The 19,328-nt window shown below is 68.6% G+C and carries 18 protein-coding genes; 6 read left to right on the plus strand and 12 right to left on the minus strand.

The genetic code is table 11. The features are described from left to right. The first annotated feature begins 55 nt into the window (after window positions 1-55). Window positions 56-1,159: a uroporphyrinogen decarboxylase gene (hemE, locus tag ABSY19_RS11120; protein WP_382162598.1), complete on the plus strand. Its 1,104-nt coding sequence runs from the start codon at window positions 56-58 to the stop codon at window positions 1,157-1,159. 445 nt (window positions 1,160-1,604) lie between these two features. Further along, complete coding sequence (gene priA, locus ABSY19_RS11125; protein WP_382162600.1) at window positions 1,605-3,752, plus strand: primosomal protein N'; 2,148 nt, start codon at window positions 1,605-1,607, stop codon at window positions 3,750-3,752. Window positions 3,753-3,849: 97 nt separating this feature from the next. Here the strand turns inward: priA and ABSY19_RS11130 are convergent, their stop codons facing one another. Next, window positions 3,850-4,251 (minus strand): hypothetical protein, encoded by a 402-nt coding sequence (locus ABSY19_RS11130; protein WP_382162602.1) that lies wholly within the window; start codon window positions 4,249-4,251, stop codon window positions 3,850-3,852. Next, complete coding sequence (locus ABSY19_RS11135; RefSeq protein WP_382162605.1) at window positions 4,248-4,751, minus strand: GAF domain-containing protein; 504 nt, start codon at window positions 4,749-4,751, stop codon at window positions 4,248-4,250. The genes ABSY19_RS11130 and ABSY19_RS11135 overlap by 4 nt, the downstream gene beginning before the upstream one ends. Window positions 4,752-4,891: 140 nt before the next feature. Here ABSY19_RS11135 and ABSY19_RS11140 point away from each other — a divergent pair, with 140 nt between their 5' ends. After that, window positions 4,892-5,857, plus strand: a complete 966-nt coding sequence (locus tag ABSY19_RS11140; RefSeq protein ID WP_382162608.1) for an MBL fold metallo-hydrolase — start codon at window positions 4,892-4,894, stop codon at window positions 5,855-5,857. Between the two features lie 8 nt (window positions 5,858-5,865). On the opposite strand, the gene ABSY19_RS11145 is transcribed toward ABSY19_RS11140, so the two are convergent. From ABSY19_RS11145 to ABSY19_RS11160, 4 genes are all read right to left on the minus strand, one after another. Further along, entirely contained in the window at window positions 5,866-6,801 is a 936-nt protein-coding gene (locus ABSY19_RS11145) for a hypothetical protein (protein WP_382162611.1), read from the minus strand. Window positions 6,802-6,810: 9 nt separating this feature from the next. After that, entirely contained in the window at window positions 6,811-7,536 is a 726-nt protein-coding gene (locus ABSY19_RS11150) for a hypothetical protein (protein ID WP_382162614.1), read from the minus strand. Window positions 7,537-7,733: 197 nt separating this feature from the next. Continuing rightward, on the minus strand, window positions 7,734-9,878 hold the full coding sequence (gene katG, locus ABSY19_RS11155) for a catalase/peroxidase HPI (protein ID WP_382162617.1): 2,145 nt from the start codon (window positions 9,876-9,878) through the stop codon (window positions 7,734-7,736). Window positions 9,879-10,011: 133 nt separating this feature from the next. After that, on the minus strand, window positions 10,012-10,974 hold the full coding sequence (locus ABSY19_RS11160; RefSeq protein ID WP_382162620.1) for an AEC family transporter: 963 nt from the start codon (window positions 10,972-10,974) through the stop codon (window positions 10,012-10,014). A 102-nt stretch (window positions 10,975-11,076) separates the two neighbouring features. Here ABSY19_RS11160 and ABSY19_RS11165 point away from each other — a divergent pair, with 102 nt between their 5' ends. Next, window positions 11,077-13,155, plus strand: a complete 2,079-nt coding sequence (locus tag ABSY19_RS11165) for an ATP-dependent helicase (protein ID WP_382162622.1) — start codon at window positions 11,077-11,079, stop codon at window positions 13,153-13,155. Next, complete coding sequence (locus ABSY19_RS11170) at window positions 13,152-13,634, plus strand: hypothetical protein (RefSeq protein ID WP_382162625.1); 483 nt, start codon at window positions 13,152-13,154, stop codon at window positions 13,632-13,634. Before ABSY19_RS11165 ends, ABSY19_RS11170 begins: the two co-directional genes overlap by 4 nt. A gap of 15 nt (window positions 13,635-13,649) precedes the next feature. Here the strand turns inward: ABSY19_RS11170 and ABSY19_RS11175 are convergent, their stop codons facing one another. From ABSY19_RS11175 to ABSY19_RS11190, 4 genes are all read right to left on the minus strand, one after another. After that, complete coding sequence (locus ABSY19_RS11175; RefSeq protein ID WP_382162628.1) at window positions 13,650-13,901, minus strand: hypothetical protein; 252 nt, start codon at window positions 13,899-13,901, stop codon at window positions 13,650-13,652. Next, window positions 13,901-15,184, minus strand: coding sequence for a TRAP transporter large permease (locus tag ABSY19_RS11180; RefSeq protein WP_382162631.1), 1,284 nt, complete (start codon window positions 15,182-15,184; stop codon window positions 13,901-13,903). Before ABSY19_RS11180 ends, ABSY19_RS11175 begins: the two co-directional genes overlap by 1 nt. A 23-nt stretch (window positions 15,185-15,207) precedes the next feature. After that, window positions 15,208-15,723 (minus strand): TRAP transporter small permease, encoded by a 516-nt coding sequence (locus tag ABSY19_RS11185; protein ID WP_382162635.1) that lies wholly within the window; start codon window positions 15,721-15,723, stop codon window positions 15,208-15,210. Window positions 15,724-15,794: 71 nt separating this feature from the next. Next, a complete protein-coding gene (locus tag ABSY19_RS11190) occupies window positions 15,795-16,778 on the minus strand; it encodes a TRAP transporter substrate-binding protein (protein WP_382163770.1) in 984 nt (327 codons plus the stop codon). A 107-nt stretch (window positions 16,779-16,885) separates the two neighbouring features. Here ABSY19_RS11190 and ABSY19_RS11195 point away from each other — a divergent pair, with 107 nt between their 5' ends. Then, entirely contained in the window at window positions 16,886-17,803 is a 918-nt protein-coding gene (locus ABSY19_RS11195; RefSeq protein WP_382162638.1) for a LysR family transcriptional regulator, read from the plus strand. Between the two features lie 7 nt (window positions 17,804-17,810). On the opposite strand, the gene ABSY19_RS11200 is transcribed toward ABSY19_RS11195, so the two are convergent. Next, window positions 17,811-18,455: an N-acetyltransferase gene (locus tag ABSY19_RS11200; RefSeq protein WP_382162641.1), complete on the minus strand. Its 645-nt coding sequence runs from the start codon at window positions 18,453-18,455 to the stop codon at window positions 17,811-17,813. Window positions 18,456-18,856: 401 nt separating this feature from the next. Beyond that, window positions 18,857-19,258 carry a hypothetical protein gene (locus ABSY19_RS11205; protein WP_382162644.1) on the minus strand — a complete coding sequence of 134 codons (402 nt, stop codon included), beginning with the start codon at window positions 19,256-19,258 and terminating at the stop codon, window positions 18,857-18,859. Between the last annotated feature and the right edge of the window lie 70 nt (window positions 19,259-19,328).

Raw genomic sequence — 19,328 nt, forward strand, 5'->3', positions numbered from 1 at the left:
CTGGGTGGGGGCCGATAATCCCCCGATACCCCCCACCCCAGTCCCCGGTACCGACATGCCCTTTGCCCCCCTGCAGAACGACACCTTTCTGCGCGCCTGCCTTCGCCAATCCACCGACCACACGCCCGTCTGGCTCATGCGCCAGGCCGGCCGCTACCTGCCCGAGTACCGCGCCACGCGCGCGCAGGCCGGCAGTTTCATGGGGCTGGCGACCAACACCGACTACGCGACCGAAGTGACGCTGCAACCGCTGGAGCGCTACGCGCTGGACGCGGCCATCCTGTTCAGCGACATCCTCACCGTGCCCGACGCCATGGGCCTGGGCCTGTCGTTCGCCCTCGGCGAAGGCCCGAAGTTCGAGAAGACCGTGCGCACCGAGGCCGACGTGGCCGCGCTGGCCGTGCCCGACATGGACAAGCTGCGCTACGTGTTCGACGCCGTCACCTCGATCCGCAAGGCGCTCGACGGCCGCGTGCCCCTGATCGGTTTTTCGGGCAGCCCCTGGACGCTGGCCTGCTACATGGTCGAAGGCGGCGGCAGCGACGACTACCGCGCCGTGAAGTCGCTGATGTACGCGCGCCCCGACCTGATGCACCGCATCCTCGCGGTCAACGCCGACGCCGTGGCCACCTACCTCAACGCGCAGATCGACGCCGGCGCCCAGGCCGTGATGGTGTTCGACAGCTGGGGCGGTGTGCTGGCCGACGGCAAGTTCCAGGACTTCAGCCTGGCCTACACGCGCCGCGTGCTGGCGCAGCTCAAGCGCGAACACGGCGGCGTGGTGATTCCGCGCATCGTCTTCACCAAGGGCGGCGGCCTGTGGCTGGACGACATGAAGGACCTCGACTGCCACGCCCTGGGCCTGGACTGGACCGTGAACCTGGCCCGCGCGCGCGCCCAGGTGGGCGAAGGCGCCCACGGCAAGGCGCTGCAGGGCAACATCGACCCCAACGTGCTGTTCGCGCCGCCCGAGCGCATCGAGGCCGAGGTGGCCGCGGTGCTCGAAAGCTTCGGCCGGCCGCACCAGGGCACCGGCACCGGCCCCACGCACATCTTCAACCTGGGCCACGGCATCAGCCAGCACACACCGCCGGAGCACGTGTCGGTGCTCGTGGATGCGGTGCATTCGCATTCCCGGCGGCTGCGCCAGGCGGCCTGAAGCGCTCCCGTTTTTGCAGCTGGGCCGGGGCTTTTGGCCTGCCCCGGCGCCCTTGGGGCGGCGGATGCAACGCCCCGTTCTGGCGTCATGAAGGCGTCAAAAAGCCGCCGGCTGAACCGGCCATAACACAAATAATGCCGAAAAAGTCACTTGACACGCCTTACTTATGCACAAAACTCGTGCTGCGGTGCGCCATGAGGCCCGCCGCAGCCAGGCGCCAGACAAATCCTACAAGTGCCTCGTAAGTCATTGATTCATATAGGTTTTATTTTCTGCTTTTTTTGCGGGCAGTTTAAGCAAACCCTTGATTTGCAAGGCTTCCGACGGCGCGCAGGCAAACTATCAACAAAGTTATCCACAAAAAGTCTGGATATGTTCCGATGCTCTGTCAAATCAACAACTTAGCGCGCGTTCCGACAGTCCAGCTGAGGAATGGGCGCTAAGCATGGCTTTCTGGCCCAGCGTCGTCGTGGCCACCCCGGCCCACAGCGGGGTGGGCGCCAGCCTGACTTACCGGAGTGAGCTGTCGCTCGCACCGGGCACCTTGGTGCGGGTGCCGCTGGGTGCCCGGGAGGTGCTGGGCGTGGTCTGGGAATCCCCCGACCTGCCGCCCGAAGGCCTGAGCGAAGCCCAGACCAAAACCGTGGCCGGCGTGCTCGAGGGCCTGCCGCCGCTCAACGCGCGCTGGCGCCAGCTGCTGCGTTTCGCGGCGCAGTACTACCAGCGCAGCCTGGGCGAGGTGTCGCTGGCGGCCCTGCCGCCGCAACTGCGCGACCTGAACACCGTGCAGCTCGCCCGACGCCTCAAGAAAAGCCAGAAGCAGCAGGCCGACCGCGCCCCGCAAGCCCCGCCCGACGGCACGGCCACCGACATCGGCCTGGACCTGAGCGACGAACAGCGCGAAGCCCTGCAGGCGCTGGAAGCCGCGCAGGCCCCGGTGCTGCTGTACGGCGCCACCGGCAGCGGCAAGACCGAGGTCTACCTGCAGGCCACGCAGCACGTGCTGCAGGCGCGGGCCGACGCGCAGGTGCTGGTGATGGTGCCGGAGATCAACCTCACGCCGCAGCTGGAAGCGCGCTTTCGCGAGCGCTTCGAGCCCCTGTTCGGCGCGGGTGCCCTGGTCTGCCTGCACAGCGGCATGACGCCCGCGCAGCGCCTGGCCGGCTGGCTCGCGGCGCACACCGGCCAGGCGCGCATCGTGCTGGGCACGCGCATGGCGGTGCTGGCCAGCCTGCCCGGGCTGCGCCTGATCGTGGTCGACGAAGAGCACGACCCCAGCTACAAGAGCCAGGAAGGCGCGCGTTATTCGGCGCGCGACCTCGCGGTCTACCGCGCCAAGGTGGAAACGGAGGCGCTGGTGGCCGAGACGGGCGATGCGGCGGCGCGCTGCCGCGTCGTGCTCGGCTCGGCCACGCCCTCGCTGGAGAGCTGGCACGCGGCCGACCAGGGCCGCTACCTGCGCCTGGCCATGCCGGCGCGCATCGGCGGCGGGGCCCTGCCGCGCCTGCGCCTGGTCGACATGAACCACCAGCCCAAGGGCGCGGTGCTCGCCCCGCCCCTGGTGGCCGCGATGGCCGAGCGCATCGCGCGTGGCGAACAGTGCATGGTGCTGCTCAACCGGCGCGGCTACGCCCCGGTGCTGGCCTGCCACGACTGCGGCTGGAAGAGCGCCTGCCCGCACTGCAGCGCCTTTCGCGTGTTCCACAAGCTGGACCGCACGCTGCGCTGCCACCACTGCGGCTTCACCGAGCGCGTGCCGCGCGCCTGCCCCGAGTGCGGCAACCTCGATATCGCGCCCATCGGCAAAGGCACGGAACAGGTGGAAGAGCAACTCGCCAGCCTGCTGGCCGACGTGAAGCGCCCCGATGGCGGCCCCGCGCGCGTGGCGCGCATGGACGCCGACTCGACCCGCCTCAAGGGCAGCCTGGAACAGCAGCTCGCCACCATGCACAGCGGCGAGGTGGACGTGCTGGTGGGCACGCAGATGATCGCCAAAGGCCACGACTTCCGCCGCATCACGCTGGTGGCCGGCATCAACGCCGACTCGGGCCTGTTCGCCAGCGACTACCGCGCGCCCGAGCGCCTGTTCGCGCTGCTGATGCAGGCCGGTGGGCGCGCAGGGCGCGACGCGGCTTTCGTGAGCAGCCAGGGCAGCGAGAGCGAGCTGTGGGTGCAGACCTGGACGCCGCAGCACCCGCTGTTCGCCGCGCTGCGCCGGCACGACTTCCCGGCCTTCGCCGCGCAGCAGCTGGGCGAGCGCGAAAGCGCGGGCATGCCGCCCTTCGGCCACCAGGCGCTGCTGCGCGCCGACGCGAAAACCCAGCAGGCGGCCCAGGCCTACCTGAATGCGGCCGCGCAGGCCGCCGACGGCCTGCCGCACCGCGACGAGATCACGCTCTACCCGGCGGTGCCGCTGACCATCCAGCGCGTGGCCAATGTGGAGCGCGCGCAATTGCTGGTGGAGGCCGTCTCGCGCGCCGCGTTGCAGCGCTTCCTGAGCGCGTGGCAGCCGGTCTTGCTGGAGTGCCGCGGCCTGCCGCAGGCGCGTGGCCTGGTCCGCTTCGCGGTGGACGTGGACCCCCTCGCGATCTAGGGGGGTCCCCCCGCGCCGCCTGCGGCGTCACCCCCCGGGGGGGGCGACACCTGCGGGCCGGCGAAGCCGGACCCGCGGTGTTCTGGAGGGTGCCTCTTCAGGCGACGAGGATTTCCGGCATCGGCCAGAGCTGCTCCAGCGTGTGCACCACGTCGCGCAGGCGGAAGGGTTGCAGCAGCAGGCGGCGCACGTCCAGCTCCTTGAGGCGCACCACCAGCTCCGCGTCGGCGCTGGCCACCATCACCGCCACCGGAATGTCGACCTCGCAGCGCAGTTCACCCGCGCGCAGCCGCGTGAGCAGCGCCAGCGCCGCGTCGCGCTCGGCCAGCGAGAGCAGCAGGCCGTGGTCCACGTTGCTCTGCATCCATTTTTCGCCCTGGGCGATGCTGGTGGCCTGCTGCAGCCGCACCAGCTGCAACTCGCGGCACACCGAGGCCACGGTGCCGCGCACCAGGCCATCGGGTTCGATCAGCAGCACCTGCGGCCGGCCGGCGCTCACGACACCGCCTCCTCGCGCCGGAACAGCTCCTCCACCACCAGGTCGCGCAGGCCGTTGAGGATGGCCTCGTCCAGCTTGTCGAAATCGCGCGGACGCCGGTCCATGATGCACAGCGTGCCCACCACCTGCCCGTACGGCAGGCGCAGCAGCGCCCCGGCGTAGAAGCGCACATAGGGCTGGCCCACCACCATGGGGTTGTCGGCGAAGCGGGGATCGGCCAGCGCATCGGGCACGATCAGCGTCTTCGCCATCGCCACCGCGTGGCCGCAGAAGGAAATGTCGCGCGGCGTTTCCTGCACGTCCTCCAGGCCGAAGGACGACTTGAACCACTGGCGATCGTGATCGACCAACGACACCAGCGCGATCGGCACGTTGAACTCTTTCGCCGCGAACGCCGAGATGCGGTCGAAACGCTCCTCGGGCGGCGTGTCCAGGATCACCAGGTCGCGCAGCGCCTTCAGGCGCTTCGCTTCGTTGTGCGGCAAAGGGGGCTTGATCATGCGGGCTCCTGGCCGGTCATGTCGCCGGCTCGCCTTGAAGATCGGCAGTCGGCCCGAAAACGTGAGACCCACAAAGCCGACCGCACTCAAATATAAGTAAATTGCGATATAAGAGCAGGCAAGACTACTGGAGACGACCCGTGCCCCGACTTTCCCTTCGCTGGTGGCTTGCGCCCCTGATCGCCCTGGCCACCTTCGCCGCCCAGGCCCAGCCCGCCGCCGACACCGGCCCGGCCATGACCGTGGAGGCGGTCGGCCCCCACAGCTACTACGTGCAGGGCCTGACCCAGCTGGGCTCGACCAGGAACCAGAACTTCATCAGCAACGCCGGTTTCGTGGTCACCCCCGAGGGCGTGGTGGTGGTGGACGCGCTGGGCTCGCCCCGGCTGGCCGAGCGGCTCACGCAGGCGATCCGCCAACGGACCGACAAGCCGATCACCCACGTGATCCTGACCCACTACCACGCCGACCACATTTACGGTCTGCAGCACTTCAAGCAGCTGGGGGCGAAGATCATCGCGCACAGCGCGTCGCGCGAGTACATTCAGTCCGACACCGCGCGCCTGCGCCTGGAGGCCTCGCGCACCGACCTCGCGCCCTGGATCAACGAGCAGACCCGCATCGTGCCGGCCGACATCTGGATCGACGGCCCCACCGCCCTGAAGGTCGGTGGCGTGGTGTTCGAGCTCACGCCGGTCGGGCCCTCCCACACGCCCGAAGACCTCACGGTGTTCGTGCCCTCGGAAAAGGTGCTGTTCGCGGGCGACCTGTTCTTCAACGGCCGCCTGCCCTTCGTGGGCCAGGCCAACAGCCGCCAGTGGATCCTGTCGCTGGAGCGCCTGCTGGCCTTCGACGCCAAAGCGGTCGTGCCGGGGCACGGCGCCGCGTCCACCGACCCGAAGAAGGACATCGGCACCACGCGCGACTACCTCAGGCACCTGCGCCAGAGCATGGGCGAGGCGGTGGAGAACTTCGTGCCGTTCGAGGAGGCCTACGAGAAAACCGACTGGTCCGCCTTCGAGGCCATGCCCATGTTCGGCCCGGCCAACCGCATGAACGCGTACAACACCTACCTGCTGCTGGAGCAGGAGGCGCTGAAGCGGTAAGTCGGCCGTCAAGGCGCCTTGAAGCGCCGCCCCGCCTGGGGGGCCATGGCCATCGGTAACGCGGCCTCTCCGCGAGAAACCGTGTCGCGCAACGCATCCCAGACGCCTTGTCCGTGCGCGGCCAGGGCATGCAGCAGATCGCAGAACGCCTGCGCGCTCGGTTCGACCGGCAAGGTCTGCTGCAGCGTCATCACCACCGCCTCGCGCTGCGGGAGCACGCTGAACAGCACATCGCCGCCCGCGCCCATCAGAAAGTTGCTCCACAGCAGGCCCTGCCACAGCTTTTCACGCGGGCCGATTGGCGCCATGCCCAGGTCGAGGCTCACCTGGAAACGCCCGGGCACCAACGGGTCGTGCCGCAGCAGCATGTCCATGCCGTCCACCCGCAGGCTGTCCTCGCCACGCCGCAAGGCATGGCGCTCGGCGATGCCCGCGTGGTCGCAGAAGGCGTCGATCAGCGGCTCCCAGCCATCGGGCTGTGTGGACACGGGCCGACGGGCGCGCCGCAGCGGAGCCAGGGCCTGGAGGTCGGCCATGGCCTGCCGCGACGGCAGGGCCTGCCAATGCGCCCGCGCGCAGACCAGCAGCTCACGCAGCCAGGCGGCCAGCTCGGCGCCCGTGGTCTGGGCGTCCAAGGGGTGGTGCGCGGTGAGCATGGCCAGATCACCCTCGGGTGACAGGCTCCAGCCCAGGCTGCCGTTGCAGGCCCATTCGAAGTTGCTGACCAGCAGCCGGTGCCAGATCCATTCGCGCTGGTGCGGGTCGGCCGGTCCCAGGTTCAGGCGCGCCTGGACCAGGTGTGGCGCATTTTCTGCGTCGTGATGCAACAGCAGCTCGTGCCCGCCCACCTCCAGCAGACCGCCGTCCTGCAGGCGGTGCACGTCCCGCAGGCCGAGGTGTTCGCCCATCTGCGCCAGCACCCGTTCGAGCTCGGAGCGCACCATCGACCCGGCCTACCGCGCACGCACCCAGGTGCCGGACCGGAAGCGGTAGCTGGGCGCGAGCACGCCCTGGTCCTTCGTCCAGGTGTCGTAGATCGACCCCGCCTGGCACGCCCATGCGGGTTCGGAAAATCCGTTCGACAGGTTGTCGAACAGGCCCGATGCGCCGTGCACGGAAAACACGGCGGACTTCACCAGCAACACCGGCAGGCAGACGCACAGCATCGCAAGCACGCCCTGCACCTTGCCGTCGCCGGTGGCCAGCCAGTCGGCGAAACCGTCGCCCCACAGCGCCCGCACCAGCCGGCTTTTGCCCAAGGACTGGGCCAGGCCCCCATCGCCCCACTCCTTCGAGGCGCATGCCACGGCATACGCCAATGGAATCGTGACCGTGTTCAACGCCAGCAGCAGCGGAAACGCCAGCACGGCCGTGAAAACACGGAACACCCTGGCCAGACGTGGGTGCCTTTGCGCAAACGTGGGCAGGCTCTTCACGGCCTGGACATCCTGGTGCACCAACACCCGCGCCCTCACCGAGGGAGGGTCCTCTCGCTGCGACGACGCGGAGATCGAAATGCCCGAAACATCTTCGAAACCCGGCAAGAGGCCAGAGCCGACCTTCGTCGATGCCCAGGTGTTGCCAGGGCTGAGCGCAATGCCCCTGGGGCTTTCCACCTTTTTGATGGAGTCGACCCCGACCTGGGCGCCTCTCCTCGCGTTGAACCCGACCGCGTCCATGAACCACATTCTCACAACACAAACACAAGACCCGTCCCCATCGCACCGCGACGGGTCCAGCATGAGTGCGCCCCCATGATCGAAAGTTTGGTTGATGCAGCAACGGCATGGGCCTCGCCACTGGGGACATCGGCCCATGCCCAAAACAAAAGCCCCGGGATTCGGCATCCCGGGGCTTGGACGGATGCCCGAAGCGATCAGGCGATGTCGAACCGGTCCAGGTTCATGACCTTGGTCCAGGCGGCCACGAAGTCCTTGAGGAACTTCGACTGGCCATCCGCGCTGGCGTACACCTCGGCATAGGCGCGCAGCACCGAGTTGGAGCCGAACACCAGGTCGTTGCGGGTGGCGGTGTACCGCAGCTGGCCGTTCTTGCGGTCCTTGCCTTCGAACACCTCGGCCTCGGCATCCACCGGCGTCCACACGGTGTTCATGTTCAGCAGGTTGACGAAGAAGTCATTGGTGAGTGCGCCGACGCGGTCGGTGAACACCCCGTGCTGGCTGCCGTCGGCGTTGGCGCCGAGCACGCGCAGGCCCCCCACCAGCGCGGTCATCTCGGGCGCCGTCAGCGTGAGCAGCTGCGCCTTGTCGACCAGCAGCGCTTCCGTCGACGCGGCGCTCTTGCCCGCCTTGTGGTTGCGGAAGCCATCGGCCTCGGGCTCCAGCACGGCGAAGGATTCGACGTCGGTCTGGTCCTGCCGCGCATCGACCCGCCCGGGCGTGAACGGCACGTCCACGGCGACTCCCGCGGCCTTGGCCGCCTGCTCGACACCGACCCCACCGGCCAGCACGATCACGTCGGCCAGCGAGGCCTTGCCCGAGGCTTTCTGGATATCCACCAGCTTGGGCAGCGCCTTCACCGCCACCTGGTTGACCGCCCAGTCCTTCTGCGGCGCGAGCGCCAGGCGCGCGCCGTTGGCGCCACCGCGCTTGTCGCCACCACGGAAGGTGGAGGCCGAAGCCCAGGCCACCGAGACCAGCTCGCTCACCGACAGGCCCGAGGCCGCGATCCGGGCCTTGAGGTCGGCGATGTCCGCCGCCGTGGGCTTGTGCGTGGCCGCGGGCAGCGGGTCCTGCCAGATCAGGTCTTCCTTCGGCACTTCAGGGCCGAGGTAACGCGCCTTGGGTCCCATGTCGCGGTGCGTCAGCTTGAACCAGGCTCGGGCGAAGGCCTCGGCGAAGGCTTGCGGGTCGTTGAGGAAGCGCTGGGAGATCTTGCCGAACTCGGGATCGAAGCGCATGGTCAGGTCGGTGGTGAGCATCTTGGGCTTGTGCTTCAGACCGGGCACGTGCGCATCGGGGATGATCTCTGGTGCGTCCTTGGCAACCCACTGCCTGGCGCCCGCGGGGCTGCGCTCCTCTTCCCATTCGAACTTGAACAGGTTCTCGAAGAAGTTGTTGCTCCATTGCGCGGGGGTGGTGGTCCAGGTCACTTCCAGCCCGCTGGAGACGGTGTCCTTGCCATGTCCACTGCCGAAGTCGCTGGTCCAGCCCAGGCCCTGCGCTTCGATCGAGCCACCCTCGGGTTCCGCGCCCTTGTGCGATTCCGGCGCCGCGCCGTGCGCCTTGCCGAAGGTGTGGCCACCGGCGATCAGCGCGACGATTTCCTCGTCGTCCATGGCCATGCGGTAGAAGGTGGCGCGGATGTCCTTGGCCGCGGCCATGTAGTCGCCGCTGGCGTTCGGGCCTTCGGGGTTCACATAGATCAGGCCCATGTGCGTCGCGCCCAGGCTCTTGACCAGGACGCGGTCGCCCTCGAAGCGCTGGTCATCGCCCAGCCACTTGGTCTCGGCGCCCCAGCTCACGTCGGTATCGGGTTCCCACACGTCCTCACGCCCCGCCGCGAAGCCGAAGGTGCGAAAGCCCATGGATTCCAGCGCCACGTTGCCCGCGAGGATCATGAGGTCGGCCCAGGAAATCTGCTGGCCGTATTTCTGCTTGATCGGCCACAGCAGGCGGCGCGACTTGTCGATGTTGACGTTGTCGGGCCACGAGTTGAGCGGCGCAAAGCGCTGCTGGCCACGGCCACCGCCGCCACGGCCGTCGGTGGTGCGGTAGGTGCCGGCCGAGTGCCAGGCCATGCGGATGAACTGCGGGCCGTAGTGGCCGAAGTCGGCGGGCCACCAGTCCTGGCTGTCGGTCATCAGCTTGTTCAGATCCGCTTTGAGAGCCTTGTAGTCCAGCTTCTTGAATTCGGCCGCGTAGTCGAACGATTCGCCCAGCGGGTTGGATTTGGCGGAGTGCTGGTTCAGCACGTCCATGCGCAACTGGTTCGGCCACCAGTCCTTGTTGCTGGTTCCGACACCGGAACCGTGGTGGAAGGGACACTTGGCTTCTGACATGGGGATCTCCTTTGTGGTTGGCGGGGATGAGCCAACGCACTTTAGAGAGCCACCCCGGGGGTGTCAAAACAAAAGCCTGGATGAAGGACATAGGCAGTGCCTATCGAAGCTTCATTCTCCCGTCACGAAAGCTTCAGGTCAGCAGCGCCACGGCCCCGGAGAACGTGAGGAAGGCGGCCGCCGTGGTCACGAGGATGATGCGGGCGATGCGCCCGTTGTCGGCGCCGAAGCGCTCGGCCAGCAGCGAGACGTTGCTCGCGCTGGGCAGCGCGGCCACTAGCACCATCACCACCAGCGTCGGCCACGACAGTGGGGCACCCGCGCGGATGGCCAGCCAGCCCACGGCGAGCACCAGCAGCGGGTGCACGAAGAGCTTCATCAGCGCCACCGGCAGGTAGTCGGCCAGGGGCATGGGGTGGTTGGCCGTCATCTGCGCGCGCGCCAGCACCGCGCCAATGGTGAACAGCGCCACGGGCGAGGCCGAATCGGCCAGCAGCCACACCGTCTGCTCCACCGGCTTGGGCAGGGTGAAGGCCCAGGCCGAGGCCAGGCCGCCGAGCACGATGGCCCAGGGCATGGGGTTGGTGAGCACGCCCTTGAGCGCCTTGCGCGTGGCCTCGGCCACCGCCGAGCGGCCCTGGCCCTGCGCCTCGTCCAGGCGCGAGAGCGCGATGCACAGCGAGCTGGTGATCACCATGTCCACCACCATGGTGAGGATCACGGTGCCCGCCGCCGACGCGCCGAGCAGGGCCACGATCAGCGGCACGCCCATGAAGCCCGAGTTGGGAAAGGCCGCCACCAGCGCGCCCAGGGAGGCGTCGTTCCAGCGGATGCGCGCGTTGCGCGTGAACGCGATGGTGGCGCCCACCACGATGAGACCGCACAGCAGGTACAGGCCGGCCACCCAGCCGTCGAGCAGCTGCGCGATCGGCGTGGTGGAGCCGAAGCGGTACAGCATGCAGGGCAGCGCGAAGAACAGCACGAAACCGTTGAGCCCGGGAATGGCCTCCAGCGGCAGCATGCGCCGGCGCGCGGCCACGTAGCCGGCGAGCACGAGCGCGAAGAAGGGGAAGGTGACCAGCAGGATGTGCAGCACGGGGCCGATTGTCTCAGGCGCCCGTGGGCGGCCCGCGACACCCCGCCCGGTATGATCCAACGCTCTTTTCCCGCCTTTCCCGACGCCCGCCCGCCTCCCTCCATGTCCCACGGCCTGAACCTCGCGCAACTCGAAGCCGTGAACCACCTGGCGGGGCCCTGCCTGGTGCTCGCGGGCGCGGGCTCGGGCAAGACGCGCGTGATCACGCACAAGATCGGCCGGCTCATCCAGGCCGGCCTGGCAGCCGACCGCATCGCCGCCATCACCTTCACCAACAAGGCCGCCGCCGAAATGCGCGAGCGCGCGGCCCAGCTGGTAGGGCGCGACGCCCGCAAGGTGCTGATCTGCACCTTCCACGCGCTGGGCGTGCGCCTGCTGCGCGACGACGGCGAGGTGCTGGGCCTGAAGAAGCAGTTCTCCATCCTCGACACCGACGACATCACCAGCCTGCTCAAGGACTGCGGCGGCACCACCGACGCGGCCACCGCGCGCGGCTGGCAGTGGGGCATCAGCGCGTGGAAGGGCGCGGGCATGAACGCGGCACAGGCCCTCGCTCAGGCCAAGGACGAAAACGAGCGCGTGATGGCGACCATCATGGCGCGCTACGAAGAGCGCCTGGTGGCCTACCAGAGCGTGGACTTCGACGACCTCATCACGCTGCCGCTCAAGCTGCTGCGCGAGCACGAAGACGTGCGCGCGCGCTGGCAGAAGAAGATGGGCCATGTGCTGGTGGACGAGTACCAGGACACCAACGCCACGCAGTACGAGCTGCTCAAGCTGCTGGTGGGCGAACGGGCGCGCTTCACCGCCGTGGGCGACGACGACCAGTCCATCTACGGCTGGCGCGGCGCCACGCTGGACAACCTGAAGAAGCTGCCGCACGACTTCCCCGAGCTCAAGGTCATCAAGCTGGAGCAGAACTACCGCTCCACCAGCGCGATCCTTCGCGCGGCGAACAACGTCATCGGCCCCAACCCCAAGCTCTTTCCCAAGACGCTGTGGAGCGACCTGGGCGAGGGCGAGCCGGTGCGCGTGGTCGATGCCGACAACGAGGAACACGAGGCCGAGCGCGCGGTGGCGCGCATCCTGAGCCTGCGCGCGAGCTCGCAGCACAAGGAGTGGCGCGACTTCGCCATCCTCTACCGCGCCAACCACATGGCGCGCCCGTTCGAGCAGTCGCTGCGCCGCGCGCAGGTGCCGTACAAGGTCTCGGGCGGCCAGAGCTTCTTCGACAAGGCCGAGATCCGCGACCTCTGCGCCTGGCTGCGCCTGCTGGTGAACAACAACGACGACCCGGCCTTCCTGCGCTCGGCCACCACGCCCAAGCGCGGCATCGGCCACACCACGCTGCAGCAGCTGGGGGCCTTCGCCACGCAGTACAAGCTGAGCCTGTTCGAGGCGCTGTTCGCCAACTCGCTGGGCACCGCCCTGCCCCCGCGCGCGGTGGCCACGCTGCACGAGTTCGGCCGCGCGGTGAACGACCTGGAGTACCGCGCGCGCCACACCGTGGGCCACGAGGCCGGGCGCGCCTTCCTCACCGAGTGGCTCAAGGACATCGACTACGAGAAGCACCTCTACGACAGCGAGGACAACGAGAAGGTGGCGGCCGCGCGCTGGACCAACGTGATGGACTTCTGCGACTGGGTGGCCGGGCGCTGCGGCGGCAAGCTGGAGGAAGAGGACGGCGTGAAGATCGAGAGCGAGCGCAAGAGCCTGCTCGAGGTGGTGCAGACGATCGCCCTGCTCTCCACGCTGAGCGAGCGCGAGCAGGACCAGAACGTCGTGACGCTCTCGACGCTGCACGCCTCCAAGGGCCTGGAGTGGCCGCACGTGATGCTGGTCGGCGTGAACGAGGGCCTGCTGCCGTTCAAGATGGACGAGGAGCCCGGCCAGAGCGACGCGCAGGCGGCCGACATGGCGCAGCGCCTGCAGGAAGAGCGCCGCCTGATGTACGTGGGCATCACGCGCGCGCAGCGCACGCTGGCGGTGAGCTGGCTCAAACGCCGCAAGAAGGGGCGCGAGAGCGTGCCCGGGCAGGCCAGCCGCTTCATCAAGGAGATGGCGCTGGACCAGGCCACCGTGAAGGAAGACCCGCGCGAGAAACTGCGCGCGCTGCGCGCCGAGTTCGCGCAACGCGCCACCGACCAGGCCGCCCAGAAGGCGGCCGACCCCGCCTCATGAAACACCTCTGCCTCGCCGCCGCGTGGGCGCTGCTGGCCGGCGCCGGCCATGCGCAAGCGCCGGCCACACCCCCGACCGTCTGCAGCCAACCCGGCGACATGGCGCCCAGCCAGCTCTACGGCCTGTGGCAGCTGGTGCTGTGGCCGCAGGCGGGGGGCAGCGAGGCCGCGCCCGCCTCCACCGGTGCGCTGCTGTTCGAGCGCCACCCGGAGTACCCGGACAGCGTGCGTGGCAGCCTGAAGCGCAGCACCGCGGGCAACGACCGGCAGGCGGTGGTGTCCGGGGACGTCATGGACGGCGAGTTCAACCTCGACGAGTCGGCCGACGGCGTGAGCATGGACGCGGTGTGGGAAGGCCACGTCACCGCCTCGGGCTGCGGTCAGGAACTGCGCGGCATCCGCCGCTCGGCCCAGGGGCGCGGCACACCGGCCGAACCGGCGATGAACTTCGTGCTGAAGAAGGTGCCGGGCTGGCGCTGAGCCACCCCTGCGAGGTCAAGGCCGGGGGTCGACCGGCGGCTGCAGCAGGTGCCGGTTCTCCGGCGCCTGGAAAAAATCCACCAGCACCTGCAGGTCGCGCTTGTTGAACTGCGCGTAGCCCTCGCCGGACTCGATGCGCGAGGACAGCACGGCCACGCCCTCGTCGAAGAAGTGCAGCGACAGCCCGCGATCGAGCACCACGTCGGTGATCTCGCCCTGGGGCGAGACGGCCGCGTCAGGGCTGGAGCGGCGGGCGGCGCGGCGCATCAGAAGCCCAGCGCGTGCGGCAGCCAGGTGGAGATCGCGGGCACGAAGGTGAGCAGCAACAGCACCACGAGGTGGGCCCACAGGAAGGGCGGCAGCTCGCGCGTGAGGGCCATGAGCGGCACCTTGGTTGCCACCGAGGTGACGAACAGCAGCCCGCCCACGGGCGGCGTGATCATGCCCAGCGTGAGGTTGACGATGACCACCATCGCGAAGTGGATCGGGTCGATGCCCAGCGCGGCCGCGATCGGCGCCAGGATGGGCACGAGGATGGTGACGCCGGGCAATGGCTCCATGAAGATGCCGAACAGCAGCAGCAGGATGTTCACCGCGATCAGGAAGGTGACGGGCGAGAGGTCCCAGCCGATGATGGCCTGCGCCAGGTCCTGCGGCACGCCTTCGATGGTGAGCACCCAGGCGAAGGCCGACGAAGCGGCCACCACGAACAGCACCGAGGCGGTGAGCATGGCCGAGCGCGCCGCGATGCCGGGCAGCGCCGACCACATGAGCGTGCCGTAGACCCACTTGCCGCAGACCAGCGCGTAGAACACCGCGACCACCGAGGCCTCGGTGGGCGTGAAGACGCCGAAGCGGATGCCGACCAGGATGATCACCACGAGGAACAGCGCGGGCACCGCCTTGATGGTGTTCATGAGCATCTGGCGGCCGGTGGGGCGCGGGGCGTCGGAGCGGAAGTCGCGCCGGCGGCAGACCCACCAGTTGACCCAGCTCATGGCGGCGGCGATCAGCAGGCCGGGGATGAAACCGGCGATGAACAGCGCGCCGACGGAGACGTGCTCGTCCTGCAGCGCGTAGATGATCATGATGATCGAGGGCGGGATGATGGGCCCCACGATGGCGGTGCTGGCGGTCAGCGCGGCCGCGTAGGCGCGGTCGTAGCCGGCCTTGTCCATCATGCGCACCATCATCGAGCCCGGACCGGCGGCGTCCGCCAGGGCCGAGCCCGAGATGCCCGAGAAGATGGTGAGCGACAGCACGTTGGCATAGCCCAGGCCGCCGCGCAGGTGGCCGACGAACTGCGAGGCGAAGCGCAGCAGCACCAGCGTGAGCGCCCCGCCCGACATGATCTCGGCCGCGAGGATGAAGAAAGGCACCGCCATCAGCGGGAAGCTGTCCACGCCGGTGAACATTTCCTTGAAGACGATGATCTGCGGGTACTGCCCGCCCAGGGCCACGGCCAGGGCGGCGGCGATGGCGAGCGAGAACGCCACGGGCACGCCGATCAGCATGAGCACGACGGCGGCGACGAACAGGGTGATGACCATGGTGGGGGTTCCGCGTCAGGGGCTCAGAGCGAGGCGGCCGCCTCGGCGTCCATCTCGGGCGACTCGTGGAAGCGGCCGTCGATCACGTAGCGGCGCACCAGAAAGGCCAGGTGCACCAGCATCAGGATGAAGCCCGCGGGCAAGGCCGCGTAGATCCAGGCGAACGAGATGCCGGTGGCGGGCGTGGTCTGGAACCGCATCACGCTGGTGTAGACAATGGAGAAATACGTCATCGAGACGCAGAAACCGGCGATCAGCAGCACGACGAGCGCGCGCAGCACCCGCGCCAGCGGCGTGGGCACGGCCTGGTGCAGGTTGTCGATGGCCACGTGCCCACCGAAGCGCAGCACCAGCCCGGCGCCGAGGAAGGTGCCCCAGATCATGAGGTGGCGCGCGACCTCTTCGGCCCAGACGATGGAGTCGTTGGTGGTGTAGCGCAGCACGACGTTGGCGAACACGATGACGGACATCGCCGCCAACAGCAGGATCAGCACCCAGCGGTTGACGGCCACCAGGGCGTTCTCGAATCGGTCGATCATGGGGATTTCCTGCGGCGCTCGTGCCAAAGCGAACCACCCGGCACGGGGCCGGGCGGTGGGGGGTCAGACGGTCACTTCGCGTTGGCGATGCGGTCGATCAGCTCTTTGCCGTACTTGGAGGCGTACTGCTGGTAGGCGGGCGAGAGGGCCTGCTGGAACGGCGCCTTGTTGGGCACCTCGGTGATCTGCATGCCCTGGGCGCGCAGCTCGTCCACGCCCTTCTTCTCGATGTCGTCGACGAACTGGCGCATGGCCTTCGCGCCGTCCTTGGCGCCCGCGGTCACGGCGGCCTTCTGACTGTCGTTGAGCGAGTCCCAGAACTTGGGCGAGACCAGCAGCATGGCCGGCGAATACACGTGGCCCGTGAGCGCCAGGTGCTTCTGCACCGCCGAGAGCTTGGCCGAGGCGATCACCGAGATCGGGTTCTCCTGGCCGTCGATGGTGCCCTGCTGCAGCGCGCCGGTGACTTCGGGCCAGGCCATGGGCGTGGGCGCGGCGCCCAGCGTGCGGAAGGCGGTGATGTGCACCGGGTTTTCCATCGTGCGGATCTTCAGGCCCTTGAGGTCTTCGGGCTTGGTGATCGGGTGCTTGCCGTTGGTGATGTGGCGGAAACCTTGCTCGCCCCAGGCCAGCGCGACCAGGTTGCGCGACTTGAACTTGCCCAGCAGGTCCTGGCCGATCGGGCCGTCGAGCACGCTGCGTGCGTGGTTGATGTCGCGGAACAGGAAGGGGATGTCGGTCACACCGACTTCGGGCACGAAGTTGCTCAGCGTGCCGGAGGAGACGATGGCCGCTTCCACGGTGCCCAGCTGCAGGCCTTCGAGCAATTCGCGCTCGCCACCCAGGGCGCTGGAGGGGAATTGACGGAACTTGAACTGGCCGTTCGTGGCCTTCTCGAACGACGCGGCCCAGGCGTTGGCGCCGGCACCGTAGTGCGAGTTCGGGGCCAGGGCGTAGCCGATCTTGACTTCGCGGGTCTGGGCATGCGCAGCGGTGCTGATGGCAAGGACTGCGGCGCCCACGGCCAGCAGGCCGGCGCGGCGGGAAATGGACATCATGTTTGTCTCCGATCGTTGTATGCCGGGTATGGCGGTCGCCACTGTATTGAGATGCCGGCATTCGAGCCAATACCGTTTGCAGGCCTCTGTTATATGATTTTCGTATGCCTGACATCCGGCAACTCCGCTATTTCATCGCCGTCGCCGAAGAGCTGAACTTCATGCGCGCGGCCGAGCGCCTGCACATCAGCCAGCCGCCCCTCTCGGTGCAGATCAAGGCGCTGGAGGAAGAACTCGGCGTGCAGCTGTTCGAGCGCACCAACCGGGGCGTGGTCATGACGCCGGCCTCGCAGACCTACTACGTGGAGGTGCGCGCCGTGCTCGCTCGGCTGGAGCACGCGCGCATCCTGGCCCAGCGCAGCGCGCGCGGCGACACCGGCTCGCTGGCGGTGGGCTTCGTGTCCATCGCCAACGTCACCATGCTGCCCCAGGCCCTCAAGCTCTGCCGCGAGCGCTACCCCGGCATCGAGCTGCACCTGTCGGAAGAGACGCTGGACATGCAGGTACCCAACCTCAAGACCAACAAGATCGACATCGGCATCGCGCCCGGGCCGATCAACGAGCCCGGCCTGTCGTTCCAGCCGCTGTTCGACGAGCGCCTGGTGCTGGCCCTGCCCGACAGCATGAAGGAGGCGCACATGAAGAGTCCCAGCATGAAGCTCTTCAAGCACCAGCCCTTCGTGCTGTTCGGCCGCCCGATGGCGCCCGGCCTGTACGACGCGGTGCAGGACTACTGCGCGCGCGCCGGCTTCACGCCCGAGATCGTGCAGTACGCGCGCCAGATGCAGACCATCATCTCCATCGTGTCCACCGGCCTGTGCATCTCGCTCATTCCGTCCTCGCTCTCGCAGCTGCAGCGCCCGGGCGTGGCCTACGTGGTGCCGAAGGAGCCCAGCCCGATCGTGCGCATGGGCCTGCTCTACCGCACGCAGGACCGCAACCCGGCGGTGAAGAACTTCATCGACATCGCGGCCGAGGCGTCGCGCTCGTGGAAGAAGCGGCGCCCGCCCGCGCTGCGCTGAGACCCGCTCAGACCCATCGCATGCCCGTGGCGGCGGCGAAGCGCGCCAGCGTCCAGCCGCTGCCAAGCAACAACATGCGCGTGTGCAGCTCGTCCATCACCTCGGGCGCCACCTCCGGCCCGAGGTAGGTCAGGGTCTTGTCCTGCAGGCGCACGCAGCCCAGCTCATGGTCGCGCGCCAGCGAACGCCACAGCGCGTGCGCACCCGGCGACTGGCGCGCGCCGGTCACCAGGCACAGGCCCGCGCCCAGACCCCAGCGGTAGATGGCGCTCGCCAGGCCGCGCCGCTGGTAGGCCTCGCCGTAGCTGGAATGGGGCGCGCGCACCACGCGGTCGGCCGCGCGGTTGACTTCGACGAGGCGGTTGAACACCGTGTAGCCCGCCAGCCGGCGGTGCCGGACGTCTTCCACATACACATAGAACTCGCCATCGGCCTCGCGGTAGCGCACCACGAGGTCCGGGTCGTTCAGCGGGATGGCGGGAATGCCATGCAGGCGATCACCGGGCTGGTGGATGCGGTCGTAGATCGAACCGAAGGCGTCCTCCATGGGCTGGCTGGGACGCTCCACGTCGATGCGCAGCTCCGTGCACCGGCGCCACCACGCGGGTGGCGCGAACGACCAGGAAGGCGGAGGCGAAAGGGTGAGAACCATGGACGGAAAACTCCAGACGTGCAGGCACGGCCGCGCGCGAGCGCGGGCATGGAACGGCCTTGGCGAAGAAGGCCGGGCGGCAGGTGCGTGGAGGGGGGTGGACTCGGACCGCAGGTTAGCCGCAGGCCTCGATGCGCCGGAGGCGTTGACCTGTCACGCTCAGGTCAACGCGAAACGAACGTGCGGCCAGGAGCCCACGGGCATGGCGGCGCGGCCGACGAGGGCATCGGCGATGAAGAACGGGCGCGCGCAGACCCACGCCATCACCGAGATGGCGCGGGCTTGTGTGAAGAGGCACACCCGACATGAAGAAACAAACGCTCCGCTGGACGACTGGTGGTTGTCAACGCGGGGATGTTAGTGGCGCACCCATACCGCACGCGGGAGGTGCGGTATGGCGTTCAGGCGGTTTCCGCGGCGGCCGCCGCGACAGACACATCGGGCACACCGACCAGCAACTGGCTCAGTTGCGCCGGCACATCGTTGTCGAAGCTCATGAGCGCATCGCTGGGCTGCGCGGCGGCGGCGGCCTGCAGCAGGTCGCGCACGGCCGCCTGCTGCCCTGCGTCGGCCGGGTGACCGAGCCGCACTTCCACTGCGCAGAGCACCGCCTCCCGCAGCCGCTCGGAGCCGAGCACGTGCCAGGCGTAATCGATCTCGTATCGGTCCACCGCGTTCTTCAGGCTTTCGCCATCCAGCCGGGCCTCGTCGGCCACATGCGCCAGCGTGCGGGTCACGAGGCCTTGGGTGAAGCGGCTCAACAGGTCGTCATCGCGCGCAAGCGCCGGGGTCACAACAGGCATGGGATCTCCAGAAGGGGAATGGGGGATGGCTTGGACCCGATCGCATGGAAAGGCCGAGCCCGGAAATGGA

It is taken from the genome of Hydrogenophaga sp. ANAO-22 (genome assembly GCF_042466645.1).
Classification (GTDB): Bacteria; Pseudomonadota; Gammaproteobacteria; order Burkholderiales; family Burkholderiaceae_C; genus Hydrogenophaga.